At 69.3% G+C, this 23395-nt stretch carries 27 protein-coding genes, 1 tRNA gene and 1 riboswitch; of the genes, 9 read left to right on the top strand and 19 right to left on the bottom strand.

The window, feature by feature from the left end; translation table 11 throughout:
- Window positions 1-14: 14 nt before the first annotated feature.
- Both ACZ470_RS00800 and ACZ470_RS00795 read right to left on the bottom strand, forming a co-directional pair.
- Window positions 15-374: a VOC family protein gene (locus tag ACZ470_RS00800; RefSeq protein WP_468423119.1), complete on the bottom strand. Its 360-nt coding sequence runs from the start codon at window positions 372-374 to the stop codon at window positions 15-17.
- Between the two features lie 68 nt (window positions 375-442).
- Window positions 443-1816 (bottom strand): DUF445 domain-containing protein, encoded by a 1374-nt coding sequence (locus ACZ470_RS00795; RefSeq protein ID WP_468423117.1) that lies wholly within the window; start codon window positions 1814-1816, stop codon window positions 443-445.
- A 194-nt stretch (window positions 1817-2010) separates the two neighbouring features.
- On the opposite strand from ACZ470_RS00795, the gene ACZ470_RS00790 reads away from it, so the two are divergent.
- Window positions 2011-3378 (top strand): SGNH/GDSL hydrolase family protein, encoded by a 1368-nt coding sequence (locus ACZ470_RS00790; RefSeq protein ID WP_468423115.1) that lies wholly within the window; start codon window positions 2011-2013, stop codon window positions 3376-3378.
- 194 nt (window positions 3379-3572) lie between these two features.
- On the opposite strand, the gene ACZ470_RS00785 is transcribed toward ACZ470_RS00790, so the two are convergent.
- Genes ACZ470_RS00785 through ACZ470_RS00770 form a run of 4 tightly spaced genes read right to left on the bottom strand, consistent with a single transcriptional unit; the run spans window position 3573 to window position 6962 of the window.
- Complete coding sequence (locus tag ACZ470_RS00785) at window positions 3573-4343, bottom strand: DUF1707 SHOCT-like domain-containing protein (protein ID WP_468423114.1); 771 nt, start codon at window positions 4341-4343, stop codon at window positions 3573-3575.
- Between the two features lie 34 nt (window positions 4344-4377).
- Entirely contained in the window at window positions 4378-5355 is a 978-nt protein-coding gene (locus ACZ470_RS00780; protein WP_468423112.1) for an ABC transporter ATP-binding protein, read from the bottom strand.
- Between the two features lie 7 nt (window positions 5356-5362).
- Window positions 5363-6184 (bottom strand): ABC transporter permease, encoded by an 822-nt coding sequence (locus tag ACZ470_RS00775; protein ID WP_468423109.1) that lies wholly within the window; start codon window positions 6182-6184, stop codon window positions 5363-5365.
- On the bottom strand, window positions 6177-6962 hold the full coding sequence (locus ACZ470_RS00770) for an ABC transporter permease (protein ID WP_468424027.1): 786 nt from the start codon (window positions 6960-6962) through the stop codon (window positions 6177-6179). The genes ACZ470_RS00775 and ACZ470_RS00770 overlap by 8 nt, the downstream gene beginning before the upstream one ends.
- Before the next feature lie 260 nt (window positions 6963-7222).
- Here ACZ470_RS00770 and ACZ470_RS00765 point away from each other — a divergent pair, with 260 nt between their 5' ends.
- Window positions 7223-9568: a transglycosylase domain-containing protein gene (locus ACZ470_RS00765; protein WP_468423108.1), complete on the top strand. Its 2346-nt coding sequence runs from the start codon at window positions 7223-7225 to the stop codon at window positions 9566-9568.
- Between the two features lie 22 nt (window positions 9569-9590).
- Here the strand turns inward: ACZ470_RS00765 and ACZ470_RS00760 are convergent, their stop codons facing one another.
- From ACZ470_RS00760 to ACZ470_RS00750, 3 genes are all read right to left on the bottom strand, one after another.
- The gene (locus tag ACZ470_RS00760; RefSeq protein ID WP_468423106.1) at window positions 9591-9911 is read right to left on the bottom strand and encodes a DMT family transporter; all 321 of its coding nucleotides are present in this window, start codon (window positions 9909-9911) and stop codon (window positions 9591-9593) included.
- 32 nt (window positions 9912-9943) lie between these two features.
- Window positions 9944-10004: riboswitch (guanidine-III (ykkC-III) riboswitch) on the bottom strand.
- A gap of 66 nt (window positions 10005-10070) precedes the next feature.
- Window positions 10071-10424 (bottom strand): GroES family chaperonin, encoded by a 354-nt coding sequence (locus ACZ470_RS00755; RefSeq protein WP_468423104.1) that lies wholly within the window; start codon window positions 10422-10424, stop codon window positions 10071-10073.
- Window positions 10425-10476: 52 nt separating this feature from the next.
- Window positions 10477-10806 (bottom strand): DUF3618 domain-containing protein, encoded by a 330-nt coding sequence (locus tag ACZ470_RS00750; RefSeq protein WP_468424025.1) that lies wholly within the window; start codon window positions 10804-10806, stop codon window positions 10477-10479.
- Between the two features lie 147 nt (window positions 10807-10953).
- Here ACZ470_RS00750 and bcp point away from each other — a divergent pair, with 147 nt between their 5' ends.
- From bcp to ACZ470_RS00730, 4 genes are all read left to right on the top strand, one after another.
- A complete protein-coding gene (gene bcp / locus ACZ470_RS00745; RefSeq protein ID WP_468423102.1) occupies window positions 10954-11421 on the top strand; it encodes a thioredoxin-dependent thiol peroxidase in 468 nt (155 codons plus the stop codon).
- Window positions 11422-11558: 137 nt separating this feature from the next.
- The gene (locus ACZ470_RS00740) at window positions 11559-12179 is read left to right on the top strand and encodes an HNH endonuclease (RefSeq protein ID WP_468423100.1); all 621 of its coding nucleotides are present in this window, start codon (window positions 11559-11561) and stop codon (window positions 12177-12179) included.
- A complete protein-coding gene (locus ACZ470_RS00735) occupies window positions 12176-13042 on the top strand; it encodes an HNH endonuclease signature motif containing protein (protein ID WP_468423099.1) in 867 nt (288 codons plus the stop codon). The genes ACZ470_RS00740 and ACZ470_RS00735 overlap by 4 nt, the downstream gene beginning before the upstream one ends.
- Window positions 13043-13051: 9 nt before the next feature.
- Window positions 13052-13128: transfer RNA gene (locus tag ACZ470_RS00730), tRNA-Leu, on the top strand.
- Window positions 13129-13188: 60 nt separating this feature from the next.
- Here the strand turns inward: ACZ470_RS00730 and rdgB are convergent.
- The 4 genes from rdgB to ACZ470_RS00710 form a co-directional block, all read right to left on the bottom strand.
- On the bottom strand, window positions 13189-13791 hold the full coding sequence (gene rdgB / locus ACZ470_RS00725; protein WP_468423097.1) for an RdgB/HAM1 family non-canonical purine NTP pyrophosphatase: 603 nt from the start codon (window positions 13789-13791) through the stop codon (window positions 13189-13191).
- A 33-nt stretch (window positions 13792-13824) separates the two neighbouring features.
- The gene (locus tag ACZ470_RS00720) at window positions 13825-14223 is read right to left on the bottom strand and encodes a hypothetical protein (RefSeq protein ID WP_468423095.1); all 399 of its coding nucleotides are present in this window, start codon (window positions 14221-14223) and stop codon (window positions 13825-13827) included.
- A gap of 144 nt (window positions 14224-14367) precedes the next feature.
- A complete protein-coding gene (gene rph / locus ACZ470_RS00715; RefSeq protein ID WP_468423093.1) occupies window positions 14368-15105 on the bottom strand; it encodes a ribonuclease PH in 738 nt (245 codons plus the stop codon).
- Window positions 15106-15192: 87 nt separating this feature from the next.
- Window positions 15193-15426, bottom strand: coding sequence for a PTS sugar transporter subunit IIB (locus ACZ470_RS00710; RefSeq protein WP_468423091.1), 234 nt, complete (start codon window positions 15424-15426; stop codon window positions 15193-15195).
- A gap of 187 nt (window positions 15427-15613) precedes the next feature.
- Between ACZ470_RS00710 and ACZ470_RS00705 the strand changes: the two genes are divergently transcribed.
- Window positions 15614-16921 carry a PTS transporter subunit EIIC gene (locus tag ACZ470_RS00705; RefSeq protein WP_468423089.1) on the top strand — a complete coding sequence of 436 codons (1308 nt, stop codon included), beginning with the start codon at window positions 15614-15616 and terminating at the stop codon, window positions 16919-16921.
- 209 nt (window positions 16922-17130) lie between these two features.
- A complete protein-coding gene (locus ACZ470_RS00700) occupies window positions 17131-18378 on the top strand; it encodes a PTS transporter subunit EIIC (RefSeq protein WP_468423087.1) in 1248 nt (415 codons plus the stop codon).
- Window positions 18379-18465: 87 nt separating this feature from the next.
- Here ACZ470_RS00700 and ACZ470_RS00695 read toward each other — a convergent pair whose 3' ends face one another.
- Window positions 18466-19218: an MBL fold metallo-hydrolase gene (locus ACZ470_RS00695; protein WP_468423086.1), complete on the bottom strand. Its 753-nt coding sequence runs from the start codon at window positions 19216-19218 to the stop codon at window positions 18466-18468.
- A 203-nt stretch (window positions 19219-19421) separates the two neighbouring features.
- Between ACZ470_RS00695 and ACZ470_RS00690 the strand changes: the two genes are divergently transcribed.
- Window positions 19422-19568 (top strand): hypothetical protein, encoded by a 147-nt coding sequence (locus ACZ470_RS00690; protein ID WP_468424064.1) that lies wholly within the window; start codon window positions 19422-19424, stop codon window positions 19566-19568.
- 52 nt (window positions 19569-19620) lie between these two features.
- On the opposite strand, the gene ACZ470_RS00685 is transcribed toward ACZ470_RS00690, so the two are convergent.
- The 5 genes from ACZ470_RS00685 to ACZ470_RS00665 all read right to left on the bottom strand — a co-directional run bounded on the left by ACZ470_RS00685 (window position 19621) and on the right by ACZ470_RS00665 (window position 23272).
- Window positions 19621-20571, bottom strand: a complete 951-nt coding sequence (locus ACZ470_RS00685; protein ID WP_468423084.1) for a PLP-dependent cysteine synthase family protein — start codon at window positions 20569-20571, stop codon at window positions 19621-19623.
- Window positions 20572-20577: 6 nt separating this feature from the next.
- On the bottom strand, window positions 20578-20856 hold the full coding sequence (locus ACZ470_RS00680; RefSeq protein WP_085574000.1) for a MoaD/ThiS family protein: 279 nt from the start codon (window positions 20854-20856) through the stop codon (window positions 20578-20580).
- Window positions 20857-20958: 102 nt separating this feature from the next.
- Window positions 20959-21054 carry a putative leader peptide gene (locus ACZ470_RS00675; RefSeq protein WP_468423082.1) on the bottom strand — a complete coding sequence of 32 codons (96 nt, stop codon included), beginning with the start codon at window positions 21052-21054 and terminating at the stop codon, window positions 20959-20961.
- 99 nt (window positions 21055-21153) lie between these two features.
- Window positions 21154-21576: a M67 family metallopeptidase gene (locus ACZ470_RS00670; RefSeq protein ID WP_468423080.1), complete on the bottom strand. Its 423-nt coding sequence runs from the start codon at window positions 21574-21576 to the stop codon at window positions 21154-21156.
- Window positions 21577-21730: 154 nt separating this feature from the next.
- The gene (locus tag ACZ470_RS00665; protein ID WP_468423078.1) at window positions 21731-23272 is read right to left on the bottom strand and encodes an alanine/glycine:cation symporter family protein; all 1542 of its coding nucleotides are present in this window, start codon (window positions 23270-23272) and stop codon (window positions 21731-21733) included.
- Between the last annotated feature and the right edge of the window lie 123 nt (window positions 23273-23395).

The raw sequence follows: 23395 nt of genomic DNA, 5'->3' as shown, positions 1-23395 counted from the left end.
CTCGCCCGTCCTCGTCAGCGGCGGTGGCCCAGCACGTTCACCACGCGGCCGTTCGGATCGCGGGCGAAGAAACGGCGTACGCCCCATTCCTCGTCCTTGAGCTCCCGGACGATCTCGGCGCCGGACGCCCGTACCTGGTCGTAGACCGCGTCGACGTCCGCCACCTCCACGCTGAAGTCGGGGACCACCGGCGCCGTGCGGTCCTCGGTGAAGAAGCTGATCTGGGCGGTGGGGTTGGACGGGGAGGCCAGGGTGGTCACCCAGCCCATGTTCATGACCTCCTCGAAGCCGAGGAGGCCGTAGAAGTCCCGGCTGCTGTCCAGCGCCTCCTCGGAGGCGACCTTGATGTCGGGCATGATCCGGCGGACGGTCATCGGGCTGCGGCTCCTGTCGGTCGTGCGGCTGATTCACGTGTTCCGCAGAGAGGTTCGAACGACACCCGCTAGGCCCCCAGCGCCCGCGACACCGTGTAGATCAGCAGGCCGGCCAGCGAGCCGACCACCGTGCCGTTGATGCGGATGAACTGGAGGTCGCGGCCGATGTTGGCCTCGATCTTCTTCGTGGTGTGCTCGGCGTCCCAGCTCGCCACCGTGTCCGTGATCAGGGAGGTGATCTCCTTGCGGTAGGTGGTGACGACGTACACGGCGGCGCTCTCCAGCCAGCCGTCCACCTTGCCCTGCATCTTCGGGTCGAGCGACATGCGGGCGCCCAGGGAGAGCAGCGAGGCGCGCACCCGCAGGCGGAGTTCGCTGCGCTCGTCCTCCGCCGCCGAGACGATCATGGATCGTACGGCGGTCCAGGCGGAGGCGATCAGGTCCTGGACCTCGCCGCGGCCGAGGATCTCCCTCTTGAGGCGCTCCGCGCGCAGGCGGGTGTCGGTGTCGGACTGGAGGTCGGAGGCGAAGTCGGTGAGGAAGCGGTCGAGGGCGCCGCGCGCGGGGTGGGCGGGCATGTCGCGCATCTCGGTGACGAAGCGCAGCAGCTCCTTGTAGACGCGTTCGCCGACCTTGCGGTCGACGAACCGGGGGGTCCAGCCGGGGGCGCCGCCGTGGACGGCGTCCATCACGGTGTCGCTGTGCAGCACCAGCCAGTCGTGCGCGCGGGTGACGATGAGGTCGACGGCGCGTTTGTGGCCGCCGTCGGCGACGATCTTCTCCAGCATCTTGCCCATGCCGGGCGCGATCTCCTGCGCGTCGGCGCGGCGGGTGATGGCCTCCCCCACCACCGCCTGGACGTCGGAGTCCCGCAGCACGGTCAGGGCGCCGCGCAGTGCCGCCGAGAGCTCGGCGGTGACCCGGTCGGCGTGTTCGGGGACGGCGAGCCAGGCACCGAGCCGGCTGCCGATGCCGACGGCGCGCAGCCGCTGCCGTACGACGTCCTCGGAGAGGAAGTTCTCGCCGACGAACTCGCCGAGGGAGACACCGAGCTGGTCCTTCTTGGTGGGGATGATCGCGGTGTGCGGGATGGGCAGGCCGAGGGGGCGGCGGAAGAGGGCGGTGACGGCGAACCAGTCGGCGAGCGCGCCGACCATGCCGGCCTCGGCCGCGGCTGCGACATAGCCCGCCCAGGGGCCGGCGCCCTGGTGGGAGGCCCATTTGGTGAGGACGTAGACGAGCGCCACGAACAGCAGCAGTCCGGTGGCGGTCAGCTTCATACGGCGCACCCCGCGCCGCTTCTCCTCGTCCGCGGGGCTGAACGTCGTCATCGCGCGGTTCGTGAAGGCGCCGCTGCGGGCAGGCTGCCCTTCGGCATCCCGGCCGCCGGTTTCTTCCTTTTCTTTCCGTTCTTCCGTTTCGGTCTGTTCCATCTGTTCCATCCGCTCCACCTGTTCGGTGATCCCTCACACATTGTCCCTTCCTGACCGACTCCCGGAACGGAACAGGAGTTCCCGGCGTCTGTCGGGAAGGGGGTTTGCCGGGGGGTCCGGCCGGCCTTGTCCCGCCCATGACTCATCATGGGTGCATCGGATCGGAGCCTCGGGCTCCCATCTCCCGAGGAGAACAGAACAGCATGACCCGGGGTCGTGACGGGGGCACTCAGGCGCCTCCCGCCAGGCAGCGTGCCCTGCTCGCCGCGATCGTCGCCGCGATCGTGGCGGTTTCCGCCGCCATCTACGTCGGCGTGGGCGTCGATGACGGCACGAGGAACCGCGACACCCTCGCCGGTGGCCGCGGCGACCGGAACAACCCGGCGGCGCCCGCCTCCACCGGCACCTGGGTCGCCTCCTGGGCCACGTCCCCGGTCGGGGGCGAGCCCGGCACCGAGATGACCGGCCTCGCGGGCCGCTCGGTGCGCAACGTCGTCCACACCAGCGCCGGCGGTACGAGTGCCCGCGTCACGCTGTCCAACCTCTACGGCCAGTCACCGCTGACCATCACGCACGCCTCGATCGCGGTGTCCGCGGGCTCCGGCACGGCGGCGGCGCTGGCGGGGACCTTGCGTCCGCTGACCTTCACCGGCAGCCCCTCGGTCGTCGTCCCGGCGGGCGGGCAGGTGCTGAGCGACGCGGTGAGCATCAGCGTCCCGCACGACGGGGACGTCCTGATCACGACGTACTCCCCCACCGCGTCCGGTCCGGTCACCTACCACCCGCACGCGCGGCAGATCTCGTACGTCGCCGACGGCGAGCACACCCGCGACGCGACCGGGGCGGCGTACACCGAGCAGAGCACGTACTGGCGGTACGTGACCGCGCTGGACGTGCTGAGCAACGACTCGGACGGCACGGTCGTGGTGCTCGGCGACTCGCTGACCGACGGCATCACCTCCACGACCGGGGCGAACCGCCGCTGGCCGGACGTGCTGTCGGACCGGCTGCGGGAGGCGCTGGAGGCCGGGCGGGACGTGCCGCGCTACAGCGTCGTCAACGAGGGGATCAGCGGCAATCAGGTCCTCGCGGACGGGTTGGGGCGGCCGGCCGAGAATCCCAGTGGGCTGAACCGGTTCTCGCGGGATGTGCTGGGGCGCACGAACGTGCGGGTCGTGGTGATCGTTCTTGGGATCAACGACATCCTGCGGCAGCCGGGGACGGCGGATCCGGGGGCGATCGTGGCGGGGTTGAACGCGCTGGTGGAGCGGGCGCATGCGCGGGGAGTGAAGGTTGTCGGGGCGACGCTGATGCCGTTCGGGGGGCATCGGGGGTACACCGAGGCTCGGGAGGGGGTGCGGCAGGTGATCAACTCGGAGATTCGGGCGGGGCGGGTGTTCGACGCGGTGGTCGATTTCGATGCGGGGGTTCGGGATCCTTACGATCCTCGGCGGTTCCGGGTCGAGTACGACTCCGGGGATCACTTGCATCCCAGTGACAGGGGGTATGCGCGGATGGCTGAGGTGTTTGATCTGGATGTGTTGGAGGGTGGGGCTCCGGCGCGGTTGTAGTGGGCGGTTTCTTTCGCCCCCGCCGCCCCTTCCCGTCCCGTCCCCGGGGGCTCCGCCCCCGGGCCCCCGCTCCTCAAACGCCGGAGGGGCTGAAATTCAGCCGGCCGGGGTGAAACTCAGCCCGTCCGGCGTTTGAGGACGAGGCCCGGAGGGCCGATGGGGGTCTGGGGGCGGAGCCCCCAGGGACAGAGGTGTCAGCGCTCCTCGCGCTTCTCGCGGGAAGCGTGCAGGTTCAAGTGGTCGTGGAGATCGGGAAGCGACGCTTCCAACTCCCGGCGGCGTTCCTCCTTGCGTTCCAGCTTCTCGCGGCGGCGTTCCTCGCGCAGGCGCTGCTTCTCCGCTCGGGGGAGTTTGCGGTCGACTCCTACGCCGCCCCAGAAGGCGAAGCCCGTGACGATCACGCGGGGCGCGCCCGGGTCGCCCGGTACGCCCTCCTCGCGGTGGTCGAAGCCACCCATGACGCCTATGCCGCGCACGACGACCTCGACGCCGGGCGGGACGATCACCTCGACCCCGCCCATGATCGCGACCGCGTTGATCACGATCTCGCGGTCCGCGAAGTTCGCCTCGCGCAGATCGATCTCGCCGCCGCCCCAGAAGGCGAAGCAGTTGAAGCGGCGGGGCGCCGTCCACCTGCCCTTGCGCTGGAAGCCCGACATCACGGCCACGGCCCACGTCGACGTGCCCGCGTCGTCGCCGCCGACGATCCTGTCGGCCCAAGTACCGCTCCGCTCCGGCCGCTTCGTCAGGGACACGGCCGGTGCGGGCGTCCCCTGGTCCGGCAGGTCGCGGGTGATCGGCGTCAGCTCCCCGTAGGTGCGCGCCTGGTACGTCGCGTCCAGCCGCTCCTCGAACTCCTCCATGTCGAGGCGGCCCTCCGCGAGGGCGTCACGCAGGATCTCGGCGACCCGTTCACGGTCGGCGTCGGAGGCGCGAAGGTCCGGGGCGGCTGCGTCGTCGGTCATACACAGCAGCCTACGAGTTGTCTCCGCCACACGGCTACGAGAGAGCCCGCCCGGCCCGCTCCTCGTACATCCTCGCGATGACCGCCTCGATGTCCGGCTCCCGGACCGACAGGTCCACCAGCGGGTACTCCGCCGCGATCCGCGCCACCAGCTCGGCCGCCGACGCCGACGCCGGGAACGCCAGCCACTGGCGCGGGCCCTCCACCCGTACCACCCGCGCGGGCGGCGGTGCCTCGATCGGCGGAAGCTCCCGCTCCAGGTCCACCACCAGCGTCCGCTCGCTCTCCCCCGCCTCGTGCAGGCCGGCGAGCGCGCCGTCGTACACCAGCCGGCCGTGGTCGATGACCATCACCCGCGAGCACAGCTGCTCGATGTCCTGGAGGTCGTGCGTGGTCAGCAGCACCGTCGTGGCCCGTTCGGCGTTCAACTGGCGCAGGAAGTCACGCACCTTGCTCTTGGAGATGACGTCCAGGCCGATCGTCGGCTCGTCGAGGTACAGCACCTCCGGGTCGTGCAGCAGGGCCGCCGCGACGTCCCCGCGCATCCGCTGCCCGAGCGACAGCTGGCGCACCGGCACGTCCAGCAGTTCCCCGAGGTCCAGGAGCGTGACCAGCCGGTCCAGGTTCTCCCGGTACCGCGCGTCGGGGATGCGGTACATGCGGTGCATCAGCTTGTACGAGTCGATCAGCGGCAGGTCCCACCACAGCGTCGTACGCTGCCCGAACACCACCCCGATCCGGTGCGCCAGCCGCGTCCGCTCACGGGACGGGTCGATCCCGGCGACCCGCAGCCGGCCGGCGCTCGGCGTGAGGATCCCGGTCAGCATCTTGATCGTCGTCGACTTCCCGGCGCCGTTGGGGCCGATGTAGCCGACCATCTCGCCCCGGGCGACCGTGAACGAGATCGAGTCGACCGCCCGCACCTGGTGCCGTTCCCGTTTCAGGAAGCCGGTCTTCCTGCGGACGTCGAAGACCTTCTCCACGCCGTCGAGTTCGATGAAAGCGTCATCCATCGTCTGCTTAACTCCCCGTGCTCCGGTACGACCTGAGACCCGTCCGCCACGCCAGACCCGCCAGCGCACAGCAGCCCACCGCCACCAGCGGCGACGCGAAGGCCGCCCAGCCGGGCAGTCCGACGGGATACGGCCGGTCCAACACATGGGCGGCGGGCACCCAGTTGACGAAGGCGAGCGGCAGCATGAACGTCACCCCGCGCACCAGGTCCTTCCCGAACACGCTCGGCGGATACTGGAGCAGCGTCGTCCCGCCGTACGTGAACGCGTTCTGCACCTCGGCGGCGTCCTGCGCGAAGATCTGGAACGCGGCGCCCGCCACGAACACCGCCGAGAAGATCGCCGCGCCGCTGATCACCATCATCGGCACCAGCAGCACCTTCGGCACGGTCCAGTCGACGTCCACCGCCACCAGCGCCCAGCCCAGCACCACCACGCCCTGGGTGATCCGGCCCAGCCGGCGCACCGCGAAACGGTCCGCGCCGACCTGCGCCAGCACCGGCACCGGACGCACCAGCAGGACGTCGAACGAGCCGTCCCGCATCCGCGCGCCCAGTACCTCCATCGACCCCAGCAGCATGTCGGCGATCCCGAACGACGTCACCGACAGCCCGTAGAGCAGGGCGATCTCCGGCAGCGACCAGCCGCCCAGCGAGTCGACCTGCGAGAACATCAGCAGGATCCCCACGAAGTCCAGGCCGGTCACCAGCAGGTTGCCGAACACCGTGAAGACGAAGGAGGTCCGGTACGTCATGCCGGACCGCACCCACATGCCCGCGATCAGACGGTAGGCCCGCAGCCCCTCGACGACCGTGCTCCGCTCACCCACCCTGGACCACCACCCGACGCGTCGCCACCGACTGGAGCAGCCGCCCGGCCGCAAGGAGGGCAACGGCCCAGACCGCCTGGAAGGCGAACGCCCCCAGCGGATCCGTCTCCCCCATCAGCACATCCGCCGGAACCTGGATCTGCGCCGCCCACGGCAGCACCCGCACCACGTCCCCGAACCCGCCCGGGAAGACGTTCAGCGGCAGCACCATGCCCGAGAAGAACACCCCCGTGATCATCAGCACCTGGCTGACGCCCATGCCGTCCATCAGCCAGAACACACTCAGCGCCGCCAGATAGCGGATCGCGAAGCTGACCACCGCCGCCAGCAGCAGCGTCACCGCGAACGCCGCCCAGACGGCCGTCTCCGACGGCAGCGCCATCGGGAAGAACAGCCAGCCGAACAGGAACGGGACCACGCCCCGCCCCAGCATCTGGAAGACCGCCCGCCCCAGGTCACCCGCCAGCCACCACAGCTGGAGATCGGCCGGCCGGTACAGGTCCACGGCGATCTCACCGGTGCGGATGCGTTCCATCAGGTCCTTCTCCGCACCGCCGCCCTGGATCGCCAGCGTCGCGTACAGACACTGCCCCAGCCACACGTACGTCACCGCCTGCGCCTGGTCGTAGCCCCCGAGACCGGGCCGCTCCTCCCACAGCGCCAGATACGTGTACACGAGGATCAGCCCGAACACCGTATTGGTGAACACCCCGGCGGCCGTCGCCAGCCGGTACGACGCGTACCGCCGGAAACCCCCCACTGCCACGGCCAGATACAACCGCGCCGAGCCCACGCCCCCACCCTCCTCCCGCCATTCGGACCGAAGCGCAGGAGCCTAGTGCGGACGCCACACCCCCTGCCACGCATTTTCGTTGAGCCCATGTGCGTGAGAAGCCGCGGGCACACGCCACGCGCGCCGTCACCGGGGAACGAATCACCGGATGGGACAGTCTTGGACAAGACGCGCGTATGCCGGCAATCAGGCGCAGCCGCGTCTGTACAGGAACGAACAAGGCGAAACAGGAGTCCGTGCACGACATGAGCGACGAGCCGCAGCCGCAGCAGCCCGGGAAGGGCTGGGCCCCGAGAAGGCCTCAGGCGGCCGACGCCCCGAAGAGGCCCCGACGCACCGGATGGCGCCGGCTGATCCCCACCTGGCGGATGGCGCTCGCCGGCTTCCTCCTCGCCGCCGTACTCGTCGTCGGCGGCTTCTTCCTCGGCTACCACCTCGTACAGATCCCCGCCGCCAACGCCCTCGCCACCCAGCAGGCCAACGTCTACCTCTACGCCGACGGCTCCGTGATCGCCCGCGACGGCGAGGTCAACCGGGAGAACGTCACCCTCTCCAAGATCTCCAAGGCCGCCCAGCACGCCGTGCTCGCCGCCGAGGACCGCGACTTCTACACCGAGTCCGCCGTCGACCCGCAGGCCATGGTCCGCGCCGCCTGGAACACCGCCACCGGCAAGGGCAAGCAGTCCGGCTCCACGATCACCCAGCAGTACGTGAAGAACTACTACCTGCGCCAGGAGCAGACCGTCACCCGCAAGGTGAAGGAGTTCTTCATCTCCATCAAGCTCGACCGCGAACAGACCAAGGACCAGATCCTCGAGGGCTACCTCAACACCAGCTTCTTCGGCCGCGGCGCCTACGGCATCCAGTCCGCCGCCCACGCCTACTACGGCATCGACGCCTCCGAACTCGACGCCGGCCGGGCCGCGTACCTGGCCGCCCTCGTCAACGCCCCCAGCCAGTACGACGTCATCACCCACCCCGAGAACCGCGACACCGTCGAGGACCGCTGGAACTACGTCCTCGACGGCATGGTCGACGAGGGCTGGCTCAGCGCGTCCGAACGCGCCGGGATGAAGTTCCCCGTGCCCCAGCAGACCACCCTCTCCACCAGCCTGTCCGGACAGCGCGGCTACATCGTCAACATCGTCAAGAACCATCTGATCGGCAACGGGATCGTCGACGAGGCCGCCCTCGACACCGGCGGCTACCGCATCACCACCACCCTGGAGAAGGACAAGCAGGACGCGTTCGTCGACGCCGTCAACGACCAGCTGATGGACCGGCTCGACCAGGAGAACCGCAAGGTCGACACGTACGTCCGCGCCGGCGGCGCCTCCGTCGACCCCAAGACGGGCAAGGTCGTCGCCATGTACAACGGCATCGACTACGTCAAGCAGTACACCCCCAACGCCACCCGCCGGGACTTCCAGGTCGGCTCCAGCTTCAAGCCGTTCGTGTTCACCGCCGCCGTCGAGAACGGGTCCCGCACCCGGGACGGCCGCACCATCACCCCCAACACGATCTACGACGGCACCAGCGAACGCCCCGTCCAGGGCTGGCCCGGCGACCGCTACGCCCCCGAGAACGAGGACCACCGGGACTACGGCGACATCACCGTCCGCGAGGCCACCGACAAGTCCGTCAACGCCGTGTACGCGCAGATGGCCGTCGACGTCGGCCCGGACAAGGTCCGGCGGACCGCCATCGACCTCGGCCTCTCCGAGGACACCCCCAGCCTCGACGACGCCGGCCCCTCCATCGCCCTCGGCGTGGCCACCGCCAGCGTCCTCGACATGGCCGTGGCGTACGCCACCCTCGCCAACCACGGCGAGCACAGCGACTACACGCTGGTCGAGAAGATCACCCAGAACGGCGAGGACGTCGAGCTGCCCGAACGCCGGACCCGTCAGGCCGTCAGCCGCCAGGCCGCCGACACCACCACCTCCGTCCTGCGCGGCGTCGTCGAGAACGGCACCGCCACCGCCGCCCAGACCGCCGGGCGCCCCGCCGCGGGCAAGACCGGCACCGCGGAGGAGGACACCGCCGCCTGGTTCGCCGGCTACACCCCGGACCTCGCCACCGTCGTCGCCGTCATGGGACAGGACCCCGTCACCGCCGGCCACAAGTCCCTCTACGGCGCCATGGGCCTCCCGCGCATCAACGGCGGCGGCGCACCGGCCGAGATCTGGGGCCAGTACACCCGCGACGCCCTCGAGGGCGAACCCGTGAAGGCCTTCGACCTCCGGCTCCAGCCCGGCGCCTGGAAGACCCAGCCGCCCCCCGGCGACTCCAGCACCGGACCCTCCTCCTCCGGCGACCCGAGCGGCGACGGCGGGAGCAGCGAGGCTCCCGGCGACGAGGAGACGAGCGACGGGAGCACCGGCGGGGAGGAAGCGGAACCGACCGGGGGCGGGACCGACGGCGGCACCACCGGGGGTGACACCGGCGACGACGGAACCGACACCGGGGACACCGCCACGGACGGCGGCACCACCGGCGACACCGGTGACGACGACGACAACGGGGACGACGGCATCGGCCCCGGCGGACTGACCGGCGCCCTCACCCAGAACGGCCGATGGGACGACTGACCGGCCCGCCCCTCAGCGCCCCTCAGTGCCCGGAGGTCGCCTTCAGCCCCACCACGGCCACCAGCAGCAGGGAGATGAAGAAGATCCGGGCGGCGGTCACCGGCTCACCCAGCACCAGCATGCCCAGCACCGCCGCCCCGGCCGCGCCGATCCCCACCCATACGCCGTACGCCGTGCCGATGGGCAGCGTACGAGCCGCGTACGACAGCAGCACCATGCTCGCGACGATCCCGGCACCGGTGAGCAGACTCGGAACCAGCCGGGTGAAACCGTCGGTGTACTTCATGCCGACCGACCAGCCGACCTCGAGCAGACCGGCGACGACGAGCAGAACCCAGGCCATAACGGCACCTCCGGGACACGAACGGAAACGGGGGTGCGTCGTCTTTGCCTTCACCCCGGTACGGCGCGTCTCGTCGGGGCCCAGTGGGTCCTTCCACCGTAGCCGAAAACCCGAGATGGGGCTGGTGACCATGGTCACCAGCCCCATCTCTCCGTAGATCTACAGGTACAGGCCGGTCGAATCCTCGGAACCCTCGAAACGGTCCGCGGCCACGGCATGCAGATCGCGCTCACGCATCAGCACGTACGCCGTTCCGCGCACCTCGACCTCCGCCCGGTCCTCCGGATCGAACAGCACCCGGTCGCCCGGCTCCACGGTCCGTACGTTCTGTCCCACCGCGACGACCTCGGCCCAGGCCAGCCGACGGCCGACGGCCGCCGTCGCCGGAATCAGGATGCCGCCGCCGGAACGCCGCTCGCCCTCGCTCGTGTCCTGCCGCACGAGTACGCGATCGTGCAGCATCCGGATGGGCAGCTTGTCGTGCTGGGAACTGTCGTGTCTCTTGGCGCTCACGTCCAGAAACCTACCCGCATTCACCGCGACCGTGGACGGGCGGGGTGCGCGGTCAGCGCCTGCGCCGACGGGACCCGAGGGCCAGCAGCCCCACGACACCCACCACCAGCACCGCCACCGGCACGACCCGCTCCAGCCGGGGCGAACCCTCCGCGTCCACGAACTGCGCCCTGACGTCGCTCACCACGCCGTTGACGCGGACGTACGTCCGCCCCAGCGTGTGATCGACGTTCGACACGACCCGGGCCTTCGCGTCCCCCATGATCGTCTTCGGATGCACCCGCACACCGATCTCGTCCAGGGTCTCGGCCAGCACCGCACGGCGGCGCTCGATGTCCGCCTCGATCTGCGCCGGGGTTCTGGTGTCCGCCGTGTCCGCCACCGTGTCGCCTCCGAAGTCCACTGATACCTGTGTACCTGTGCCGGACAGTCTGTCAGCTCCACGCCGCCACGCACTGTCAGGACCCCCGGTTACCCTCGATCCCGGCACCCGATCCACGCAGCGCGTACGTACGAGGAGACCAGACCGATGAGCGAACGCCTCCAGCCCGGGGACGAGGCCCCCGCCTTCACCCTGCCCGACGCCGACGGCAACGAGGTGTCCCTGGCCGACCACAAGGGCCGCAAGGTCATCGTCTACTTCTACCCGGCGGCCCTCACCCCCGGCTGCACGAAGCAGGCGTGCGACTTCACGGACAACCTCGAGCTCCTGGCCGGCGCCGGCTACGACGTGATCGGCATCAGCCCCGACAAGCCGGAGAAGCTCGCCAAGTTCCGCGAGCAGGAGTCCCTGAAGGTCACCCTCCTCGCCGACCCGGACAAGACGGTCCTCGACGCGTACGGCGCCTTCGGCGAGAAGAAGAACTACGGCCGCACCTACATGGGCGTCATCCGCTCCACGATCGTCGTGGACGAGGAGGGCAAGGTCGATCACGCCCTCTACAACGTCCGCGCCACGGGCCACGTGGCCAAGATCATCAAGGATCTGGGCATCTGAGCCCGCCGCGCCTGCGGAACGGCCCGTACCGGAGCTCCGGTACGGGCCGTTCCGTTTTTCGTACGTGACTGTCCGATATCCGGTTCGTTACTCCGTACGAGGCCACGAACGGGTGGCCGGGAGACGGAGGGGGAGGCATGGGGGTCCGATACACCCGTGAACTGCTCGAAGAGGCTGCTCGGGTGACAGCGAACTGGGACGACGCCGTACGCTGGTGCGGCGGGACACCCACGCCTGGCACCAGGCGCTATCTGCGTCAGAAAATGGCCGAGGCAGGCGTTGACGTCGCACATTTTCCAACACAGTGGACACGCCACACCGAAGAGGCACTCCGAAAGGCCGTCGCCGCATCGGCCAGCGTCAAGGAGGTGCTTCGCCGCTTGGGTATCAACCCGGTAGGCGGCAATCACACGCACATCAGCCGCCGTATCGCGGCATTGGGCATTGAAACATCCCATTTCGCTGGGCGATCACGAAAGCCAAGAAGTTCGTATGGCGATCTCCTGGTCCTTCGCACGCCAGAGGCTGGCAGGATCCCGGGAAGTCGACTGCTACGGCACTTGCTCCGGTCCGGAGTGCCGGAGAGCTGCGCAATGTGCGGCATTGGCCCCAGGTGGAAAGACAAACCTCTCCGGCTGGAGGTCGACCACATCGACGGCGCCTGGTGGGACAACCGACCGGAGAACCTTCGGCTGCTCTGCCCCAATTGCCATGCCGTAACGGACACATACCGAGGCCGCAGGCGCAGGGCCGCATGAGTAAGCCGAAGTACACGCGCGACCTGCTGACACGCGCTGCGGCCGAGGCCACCAGCATGGTCGACCTGATGCGCAAGCTCGGAACGCCGTTGAGGAGCGGCCCTCGCTGCTATCTCAGCAAGCGGCTACAGCACTACGGCATCAACACCTCGCACTTCCGCGAGGATCCGCTGCCAGAACGCGAACGACGCAGCTATCCGGAAGAACTCCTCAGAGAAGCCGCCGCTCATACGAACAGCATCAGGGAGATGCTGGAGTACATGGGGCTTCCCCCGCAGGACAGCCCGTACGGTCACATCAGGAGGAGGCTGGACAAGTTCGGTATCGACACCTCGCACTTCATCAGCGGACGCGCATACGGTCCTGGCCTTCTTCCTCGCGCCGAATTGGCGGCAGCGGTGGAAACGTCCACGAGCGTGGCTGGAGTCCTCGCGGCCCTTGGCCGAAGCAGCAACGGTGCAACTCGGGCACTCGTGAAGCGCAGCATCGAAGCGTACGGCCTGTCGACCGTCCATTTCACGGGACAAGGTCACTATCGCGGTACCCGCTCCCCAAACCGCAAGCCAGCGGCCGAGATCCTGGTGCAGCTCGGTCCCGGATGTGCCCGGACCAAAACGGCTCTGCTCCGGCGGGCCCTTGACGACCTCGGCGTATCGCATGTCTGCAGTGAGTGCGGCACCGGGGACACCTGGCAGGGCAGGCGACTCGTACTGGAGATTGATCACATCAATGGCGATCGGCTGGACAACCGTCAGGGGAACCTGCGTTACCTCTGCCCGTCCTGCCACAGTCAGACGAGCACGTTCGCCAATCGATCGCGCGATCGCCCCACCCCGCCGCAACGGATCGCCAAGTACCAGTAAGCTGTGCGTGGGGCCGTAGCCCAATTTCGGCAGGAGGCACCACTTTTAGGTAGTGGACAGTGCGAGTTCGAGTCTCGTCGGCCCCACCCTCAGGGCGCGGCTCCCAGCGGGGAGTCGCGCCCTTCCGGCTTCTTTCACACCCGGCCTCAGTCGAGCAGCTCCCGGACCACCGGGACCAGTGCCCGGAACGCCTTGCCTCGGTGGCTGATCGCGTTCTTCTCGGGCGGGGAGAGTTCCGCGCAGGTCCGGGTCTCGCCCTCCGGCTGGAGGATCGGGTCGTAGCCGAAGCCGTTCGTGCCGGCCGGGGTGTGGCGGAGGGTGCCCCGCAGCTGGCCTTCGACCACGCGTTCCGTGCCGTCGGGGAGTGCGAGGGCCGCCGCGCAGGCGAAGTGGGCGCCCCGGTGCTCGTCCGCGATGTCCGACAGCTGGGCCAGGAGCAGGTCCAGGTTGGCCCGGTCGTCGCCGTGGCGGCCGGCCCAGCGGGCCGAGAAGATGCCGGGGGCGCCGTTCAGGACGTCCACGCAGAGGCCGGAGTCGTCGGCGACGGCGGGCAGGCCGGTGGCGCGGGCGAGGGCGTGGGCCTTGAGCAGGGCGTTCTCGGCGAAGGTGACGCCGGTTTCCTTGACGTCCGGGATGTCGGGGTAGGCGTCGGCGCCGACGAGTTCGTGGGGCAGGCCCGCGTCGGCGAGGATCGAGCGGAGTTCGGTGATCTTCCCGGCGTTGCGGGTGGCGAGGATCAGGCGGGTCATGGGCCCAGTATCCCCGGGCCCATGGACCGCTCCTTACGGCGTGCAGACCTTGGTGAGTTCACCGGCCGCGTCGGTGACGGGGCTGATGTCGGGGGTCGCGTCGCCGTTCTCGACGGAGGTGCGGACGTTCTCGACGGCCTTCTCCAGGTCGTCGACGGCCTTGCTGACATCGGCGTTGTCGGTCTTGTCGCCGATCTCGCCGAGGTTCTTCTCTATGGAGTCGAGGGATTCCTCGAGCTGGGTGACGTCGTTGCCTGCGTTCTCGACGGCCTGTTGCATCTCGGTGACGCTGTCGGCGATGGCGTCGGCGGTCTGGACGCAGTCCAGTGCCTTGTCGACGGCGTCGCAGCCGGTGGTGAGTCCGGCGGTCAGCGCGACGGCCGCCAGGGTGGCGGCGACGGCTGTGATGCGGCGTCGGCGGCTCGCGGCCATGGAACGGTCCCTCCCCTGGTCGGGCCGTGGGCCGGCCCCGGTCGTTGGCCGGGCGCCCGGGTTTGAGCCGTGCGCCCGTACTCCTTCAGACGCGGCGGTGGCCGGCGCGGTTGCCCGCGTCGGCCGACTGCCTTGGTGTGTCTTTTACCTTTCGAGGACGGTATCAAGCGCCTTGCGCTGGGCGGTGGCGAGTTCGGCGCAGCCGGTGACGGCGAGGTCGAGGAGGGCGTTGAGTTCGTCGCGGGCGAAGGGTTCGGCCTCGGCGGTGCCCTGGACCTCGACGAAGCGTCCGTCGCCGGTGCAGACGACGTTCATGTCGGTGTCGGCCTTGACGTCCTCCTCGTAGCGGAGGTCCAGCAGCGGTACGCCGCCGACGATGCCCACCGACACCGCGCTGACGGTGCCGGTGAGGGGCTTGCGTCCGGCCTTGACGAGCTTCTTGCCCTGGGCCCACTGGATGGCGTCGGCGAGAGCGACGTAGGAGCCGGTGATGGCGGCGGTGCGGGTGCCGCCGTCGGCCTGGAGGACGTCGCAGTCGAGGACGATGGTGTTCTCGCCGAGGGCCTTGTAGTCGATGACGGCGCGGAGTGAGCGGCCGATGAGGCGGCTGATCTCGTGGGTGCGGCCGCCGATGCGGCCGCGGACGGACTCGCGGTCGCCGCGGGTGTTGGTGGCGCGGGGCAGCATCGCGTACTCGGCGGTGACCCAGCCCTCGCCGCTGCCCTTGCGCCAGCGGGGGACGCCTTCGGTGACGGAGGCGGTGCAGAGGACCTTGGTGTCGCCGAAGGAGACGAGGACGGAGCCTTCGGCGTGCTTGCTCCAGCCGCGTTCGATGGTGACCGGGCGGAGCTGTTCGGGGGTGCGGCCGTCGATTCGAGACATGGCGCTGAGCCTAGCCGTACATGCGCGAGGGCCCCTTCCGCAGGTGCGGACGGGGCCCGAAGGTGTGGCCGTGGCGCGCGCCGCGGCTCACATCATGTCTTCGATCTCCGCGGCGATGGGGTCGGCGTCGGTGCCGATGACGACCTGGATGGCGCTGCCCATCTTGACGACACCGTGGGCGCCGGCGGCCTTGAGGGCGGCTTCGTCGACCTTGGAGGCGTCCACGACCTCGGTGCGGAGGCGGGTGATGCAGCCTTCGACCTCTTCGATGTTGTCGATGCCGCCGAGCCCGGCAACGATCTTCTCAGCCTTGCTGGCCATGTTCGCTCTCCCTGATCCGAACCGCTTTGTCGCAGTAACCCACAGTTGGCCCATCTTTGCGAGCGGTCATGCCGTCCGTACCGAATGATGGCGGTCACGACAGCGGAACCGTCCTGCTCACTGGTCTACACCACCGGGTGGACTGCCGCCAAACCCGTCGTGACCGCTCGCCAGCGAAGGGGGCCGGATGAGTGCCGACAGTCCTGCCGACGCCGAGCCTACGGTCAGCCCGGCGCGCGAACGCTGGAACCGGCTGTTCCAGGGTCTCCAGAAGATGGGGCGCAGTCTTCAGCTGCCGATCGCGGTGCTGCCGGCGGCGGGCATCCTCAACCGGCTGGGGCAGCCCGATGTGTTCGGGGACGACGGTCTGGGCTGGACGAACGTCTCCAGGGTGATGATGGGCGCGGGCGGGGCGCTGCTGGACCCCGCGCTGGGGCTGCCGCTGCTCTTCTGCGTGGGTGTGGCCATCGGGATGGCGAAGAAGGCGGACGGTTCGACGGCGCTGGCGGCGGTGACGGGGTTCCTCGTCTACTACAACGTGCTGCGCCAGTTCCCGGAGGACTGCCCGGAGGGGTCGAGGGCGGTGGCGATGGTCGGCTGCCAGGTGGCCGACGGGACGGTGACGGCCTTCACCTATCAGAACCCGGGTGTGTTCGGGGGCATCGTCATCGGGCTGATGGCGGCGTACTTCTGGCAGCGGTTCCACCGTACGAGGCTGGTGGACTGGCTGGGGTTCTTCAACGGGCGCCGGCTGGTGCCGATCATCATGGCGTTCGCGGCGATCGTGTTCGCGGGGCTGTGTCTGTGGGTGTGGCCGCCCATCGGTGACGCGCTGGAGAGCTTCAGCGAATGGATGGACCGGCTGGACGCGTGGGGCGCGGGTGTGTTCGGTGTGGCGAACCGGGCGTTGCTGGTGGTGGGGCTGCACCAGTTCCTGAACGTGCCGATCTGGTTCCAGTTCGGGAGCTACACCACGCCGGACGGCAGGGTGGTGCACGGCGACATCAGCATGTTCCTGGCGGGTGATCCGGACGCGGGGCAGTTCACCTCGGGGTTCTTCCCGATCATGATGTTCGCGCTGCCGGCGGCGGCGCTGGCGATCACGCACTGCGCGCGGCCGGACCGGCGCAAGGAGGTCGGCGGGCTGATGCTGTCGGTGGCGCTGACGTCGTTCGTCACGGGCATCACGGAGCCGATCGAGTACTCGTTCCTGTTCATCGCGCCGCTGTTGTACGCGGTGCACGCGGTGCTGACGGGGGTGTCGATGGCGGTGACGTGGGCGCTGGGGGTGCACGACGGGTTCAGCTTCTCGGCGGGGCTGATCGACTACGTCATCAACTGGAATCTGGCGACCCGGCCGTGGGCGATCATCCCGATCGGGCTGTGCTTCGCGGCGCTGTACTACGTGATCTTCCGCTTCGCGATCACGAAGTTCGATCTGAAGACTCCGGGGCGGGAGCCGGAGGAGGAGGTGGAGGACGCGACGAAGGCGTGATCTCTTAGGCTGGAGGCGGCTTTTCGAGCCCTCGGACCCCGTGGTCCGAGGGCTTTTCGGCGTGCCCGCCGACGGTTCCGTTTAGCCGGGTCGGGCAGGCACGGTGCGTAGCTCGGCGGTCGCAGATTCGCGGGTTCCTTACGTGGCCTTCATCGTGCTACAACAGGTCTACACCACTAGTGGTGTAGACCACCACCGATGGAGGAAGTATGAGCACCGCCACCGCCTCGGCGGCCCCCGCAAAGAAGCGGGGATCCGGCCTGTTCCAGGGCCTGCAGAAGGTCGGCCGCAGCCTTCAGCTCCCGATCGCCGTGCTGCCGGCGGCCGGCATCCTGCTCCGGCTCGGCCAGACCGACGTCCAGGACAAGCTGAACCTGCCCGACAAGGTGACCGCGGTGTTCGCCACGGCGGGCGGCGCGATCTTCGACAACCTCCCGATGCTGTTCTGCATCGGTGTCGCGATCGGCTTCGCCAAGAAGGCCGACGGCTCCACCGCCCTCGCGGCCCTCGTCGGTTTCCTGGTCTACAGCAACGTCCTGAAGGCCTTCCCGGTGACCGAGGCGAAGGTGCAGGACGGCGCGGACATAGCCGCGACCTACAACAACCCGGGTGTCCTGGGCGGCATCCTGATGGGTCTGCTGGCGGCGGTGCTGTGGCAGCGGTACCACCGCAAGAAGCTGGTGGACTGGCTCGGCTTCTTCAACGGCCGCCGTCTCGTCCCGATCATCATGGCCTTCGTCGGCACCGTCATGGGTGTCTTCTTCGGTCTGGTCTGGGAGCCGATCGGTGAGCTCATCTCCGACGCCGGCGAGTGGATCACCGGTCTGGGCGCCGCGGGCGCCGGCCTGTTCGGTCTGATCAACCGCGCGCTGATCCCGATCGGCATGCACCAGTTCGTCAACACCGTCTCCTGGTTCCAGATCGGCGACTTCACCAACGCCGCGGGCGAGGTCGTGCACGGCGACCTGAACCGCTTCTTCGCCGGTGACCCGGACGCCGGCCAGTTCATGTCGGGCTTCTTCCCGATCATGATGTTCGGCCTCCCGGCCGCCGCCATCGCCATCGCGCACGCCGCCCGTCCGGAGCGCCGCAAGGCCGTGATGGGCATGATGGTCTCCCTCGCGCTGACCTCCTTCGTGACCGGTGTGACCGAGCCGATCGAGTTCTCGTTCATGTTCATCGCCCCGGTGCTGTACGCGATCCACGCGGTGCTCACCGCCCTGTCCATGGCGATCACCTGGGCGCTCGGTGTCCACGCCGGCTTCACGTTCTCCGCGGGCTTCATCGACTACGGGCTCAACTGGAGCCTGGCGACCAAGCCATGGCTGATCATCCCGATCGGTCTGGTCTTCGCGGCGATCTACTACGTGCTGTTCCGCTTCGCCATCACCAAGTTCAACCTGCCGACTCCGGGCCGCGAGCCCGAGGAGGAGGTCGAGGACGCCACGAAGGCGTGAGCCGTCCTCGTACGACATGACACCGGGGCCCCGGGAGCCGCAACGGCTCCCGGGGCCCCGGTCGTTTCGCGTCGGATCGTCGGTTCGTCAGATCTCGTACGTCGCCCCGGGCGTCGCCAGCCCCACCGGGCCGTCGTACACCGCGCGGGCGTCGGTGAGGTTGACCTGCGGGTCGGTCCACGGGGGGATGTGGGTGAGGATCAGGCGGCGGGCGCCCGCGCGGGCCGCCGTCTCACCCGCCTCGCGGCCGTTGAGGTGCAGGTCGGGGATGTTCTCCTTGCCGTGCGTGAAGGCGGCCTCGCACAGGAAGAGGTCGACGTCGCGGGCGAGGTCGTCGAGCGCCTGGCTCACGCCCGTGTCGCCGGAGTAGGTGAGCGTCCTCCCGCCGTGTTCGATGCGGATGCCGTACGCCTCGACCGGGTGCGCGACGCGCTCGGTGTGGACGAGGAACGGGCCGATCTCGAAGGTGGACGGCTTGACCGTGTGGAAGTCGAAGACCTCGCTCATGGAGGAGGCCGAGGGGGTGTCGGCGTAGGCCGTGGTCAGCCGGTGCTCGGTGCCCTCGGGGCCGTAGACCGGCAGGGGGGCGCAGCGGCCGCCGTCGTACCGGTAGTAGCGCGCCACGAAGTAGGCGCACATGTCGATGCAGTGGTCGGCGTGCAGATGGCTGAGGAAGATCGCGTCGAGGTCGTAGAGACCGCAGTGGCGCTGCAACTCGCCAAGGGCGCCGTTGCCCATGTCGAGGAGCAGCCGGAAGCCGTCGGCCTCGACGAGGTAGCTCGAGCAGGCCGATTCCGCGGACGGGAACGACCCCGAGCAGCCGACGACGGTGAGCTTCATGAAGCAGAAACCTCCGCTGGCGGGTGTGGAGAGACGGGGGTCGTGCGGTTTGTCGAGCGTAAGGCGCAAAACCTTTGGTCGCTCCTCCACCAGGGGCCGTTGTGGGCGAACTCACCTGCGCTGTCACCGGTTCGGCTGGAAGCGGCGCGTGCCGGGGCCGGGAGGGGGCGCGCGGCGGGCGCGCACGCCGGTACGGTCGGGGCATGGACACGGCCTGGTGGCTCGCGCTCGTCGCGGTGGTACTGCTCGCGCTCGTCTCCGCGCTGGTCGACGGATGGGGCCGGGGTCACCGGTCCCGGAGACGGCGGCGGGGGTCCGGGCGGGACGGAAGCGGCCCCGGGAACACGTGAAGGGCCGGAGGCGATGCTCCGGCCCTTGGTCGTGCGGGTCGTACGGGTGGGGTCACGCCCAGAGCTGGCCCTGGAGGGTGTCGATGGCCTCTTCCGTCGTCGCGGCGGTGTAGACGCCGGTCGACAGGTACTTCCAGCCGCCGTCGGCGACGACGAAGACGACGTCGGCGCTCTCGCCGGCCTTCTGCGCCTTCTTGGCGACGCCGATCGCCGCGTGCAGGGCGGCGCCGGTGGAGACACCGGCGAAGATGCCCTCCTGCTGGAGGAGTTCCCGCGTGCGGGTGACGGCGTCGGCGGAGCCGACCGAGAAGCGCGTCGTCAGCACGGAGGCGTCGTACAGCTCGGGGACGAAGCCCTCGTCGAGGTTGCGCAGGCCGTAGACGAGGTCGTCGTAGCGCGGTTCGGCGGCGACGATCTTCACGTCGGGCTTGTTCTCGCGCAGATAGCGGCCGACGCCCATCAGGGTGCCGGTGGTGCCGAGGCCGGCCACGAAGTGGGTGATGGACGGCAGGTCGGCGAGGATCTCGGGGCCGGTCGTCGCGTAGTGGGCGCCCGCGTTGTCCGGGTTGCCGTACTGGTAGAGCATCACCCAGTCGGGGTGCTCGGCGGAGAGCTCCTTGGCGACGCGCACGGCGGTGTTGGAGCCGCCGGCGGCCGGGGAGGAGATGATCTCCGCGCCCCACATCCCGAGCAGGTCACGGCGTTCCTGCGAGGTGTTCTCGGGCATCACGCAGACCATGCGGTAGCCCTTGAGCTTGGCGGCCATGGCGAGCGAGATGCCGGTGTTGCCGGAGGTCGGCTCGAGGATCGTGCAGCCCGGGGTGAGACGGCCGTCCTTCTCCGCCTGCTCGATCATGAACAGGGCGGGGCGGTCCTTGATGGAACCGGTCGGGTTGCGGTCCTCCAGCTTCGCCCAGATCCGGACGTCGGCGGACGGCGAGAGCCGCGGCAGGCGCACCAGGGGGGTGTTGCCCACCGCGGCCAGCGGGGAGTCGTAACGCATCGCCGATCAGGCCATACCGCCGGCGACGGCCGGCAGGATCGTGACGTTGTCGCCGTCGGACAGCTTGGTGTTGATGCCGTCCAGGAAGCGGACGTCCTCGTCGTTGAGGTAGACGTTGACGAAGCGGCGCAGCTGCTCGCCGTCCACGATGCGGGCGTGGATGCCCGTGTGCCGGGTCTCGAGGTCGGCGAAGAGCTCGGCGAGGGTGTCCCCGGTGCCCTCCACCGCCTTCTGACCGTCGGTGTACTGGCGGAGGATGGTCGGGATACGGACCTCGATGGCCATGGCTGAGGGCTCCTGTCGGAAGTGTCTGTCGTGGGTTCGAGAGGGCGCGCGGCGGCGCACGGCAGTTCGCCGCGGCTCACGGCCCACGGCGGCAGCGGAAGATCAACAGATGGCGCTGTTCAGCCTGCACAGGTCGACGTGCAGCCGCGCCACGAGCAGTGTGCCCGGCGCCTTTTCGCTCACGTCGGAAAGAACCATGGGGTCATCGTATCGATTCCCGGACCGGCCTCCGGAGTGTGATCTCACCCTTCGGACACCCTTCTTCCGCGATTCGGGATACAGGGTCGATCGGGCGGGTCAGTACGCCTCGACGACCTTGACCTCCTCCTCGGTGACCTCGCCCTCCAGGATGCGGAAGGAGCGGAACTGGAACTCCCCGGCGCCGTCGGTGTCGGCGGTGGAGACCAGGACGTAGTGGGCGCCGGGCTCGTTGGCGTAGGAGATGTCGGTGCGGGACGGGTAGGCCTCGGTGGCCGTGTGGGAGTGGTAGATGACCACCGGCTCCTCGTCGTTGTCGTCCATCTCGCGGTACAGCTTCAGCAGGTCCTGGGAGTCGAACTCGTAGAAGGTGGGCGAGCGGGCCGCGTTCAGCATGGGGATGAACCGCTCGGGGCGGCCGGCGCCCACCGGGCCCGCCACCACGCCGCACGCCTCGTCGGGGTGGTCCTCGCGGGCGTGGGCGACGATCCGGTCGTACAGGGCCTGGGTGATGGTCAGCATGGGGCTCAGGATAAGCGGACGGGCTGCTCCGTACCGAGGGGTGGTACGGAACAGCCCGTATGCCGGACGCCTTGAGCGGACGGGAGCAGGGGGCACCACGAGTACGCCCTGCTGCCCGGCGTCCTGGTGGGGACGTCAGTGCCCTGTCAGGGGCTCAGAGCGTCTTGGTCGCCTGGGTGCCGACCGCCTCGGACTCGGCGTCCGCCGCTCCGCCGGCGCGGCGGCTGCGTACGTAGTCCAGGAAGGAGTTGAGCTCGCGCTTGACCACGGGGGCCAGCAGGTACAGGCCGATGATGTTGAACACCGAGAGCAGGAAGAGCGCCGAGTCGGCGAGGCTGATCAGCGAGTCGAGGGAGAGCAGGGAGCCCGCGACCACGAACACGCTCCAGACCACCTTGAACGTCGTCTCGCTGGCCTTGCTGCGGCCGAAGAGGTGGGCCCAGGCCTTGAGGCCGTAGTAGCCCCAGGTCAGGATCGTGGAGAAGGCGAACAGCAGCACCGCGACGGTCAGCAGGTTCGGGAACCAGGGCAGGACGGTCTCGAAGGCGTCGGAGGTGATGGTGACACCGCCGATGCTCTCGCCCTCACGGGCCTCGCCCCAGCTGGCGGGGTTGGCGATGACGATGGTCAGCGCGGTCATGGTGCAGATGACGACCGTGTCGATGAACGGCTCCAGCAGGGCGACCAGGCCCTCGCTCGCGGGGTGCTTGGTCTTGACCGCGGAGTGGGCGATCGGCGCGGAGCCGAGACCGGCCTCGTTGGAGAAGGCGGCCCGCTGGAAGCCGACGATCAGGGCGCCGATCACACCGCCCGCGACGCCGTCGGCCTCGAAGGCGCCCTGGAAGACGTTGCCGATGGCGTCGGGCACGGCCGTGATGTTCGTCAGGATGACGATCAGGCAGGCCACGACGTACATGATCGCCATGGCGGGGACCAGCCGGCTGGTGACCGAGGCGATGGAGCGGATGCCGCCGAGCAGCACCAGGCCGACCAGCGCGGCGACGACCAGGCCGAACAGCACGGCACCGGCGGACGAGGCCAGGAAGCCGTCCTCGCCGCCGAAGGTCGAGGAGATCTGCGCGTAGCTCTGGTTGGTCTGGAACAGGTTGCCGCCGAACAGACCGAAGAAGAGGATCATGACGGAGGCCAGGACGGCGAGCACCTTGCCGAGCTTGGCGCCGGCACTGCCGAAGCGCTCGGCGAGGCCCTTGGGCAGGTAGTGCATGGGGCCGCCGGAGACGGTGCCGTCCGCGTGCTCCTCGCGGTACTTCACACCGAGGGTGACCTCGACGAACTTGGTGGCCATGCCGAGCAGGCCGCAGAGGATCATCCAGAAGGTGGCGCCCGGGCCACCGATGGAGACGGCGACGGCCACACCGGCGATGTTGCCGAGGCCGACGGTGCCGGAGACGGCGGCGGTCAGTGCTTGGAAGTGGTTGACCTCGCCGGGGGAGCCTTCCTCGTCGTACTTGCCGCGCACGACGTCGAAGGCGAGCTTGAGCTTGCGCGCCTGGATGAAGCCGAACCAGCCGGTGAAGACCAGACCGGCGACCACCAGCCACGCGACGATGAGCGGTAGCTCGGTGCCGCCGACCGGAACGGTGTAGAAGACGATGTCGCCGACGGTGGTGGCGACGGGATCGAAGAAATCACTTACGGCGTCGTCGATGTTTTGGGTGATGGAGTCGAGTGACATCGAACTTCCTCAGATGGCGCGGGGACGTGCTGGCGTGCGCAGCGGAGCGGGTGGATGTGGGCAGGGGCCCACGTCCCGTTCGGCGACGGCGATGAGGCGGCGGCCCGTGAACGGGGGAACCGT

This window comes from Streptomyces sp. NPDC031111, from assembly GCF_055570675.1.
This window is presented reverse-complemented; position numbering and strand designations above follow the sequence as displayed.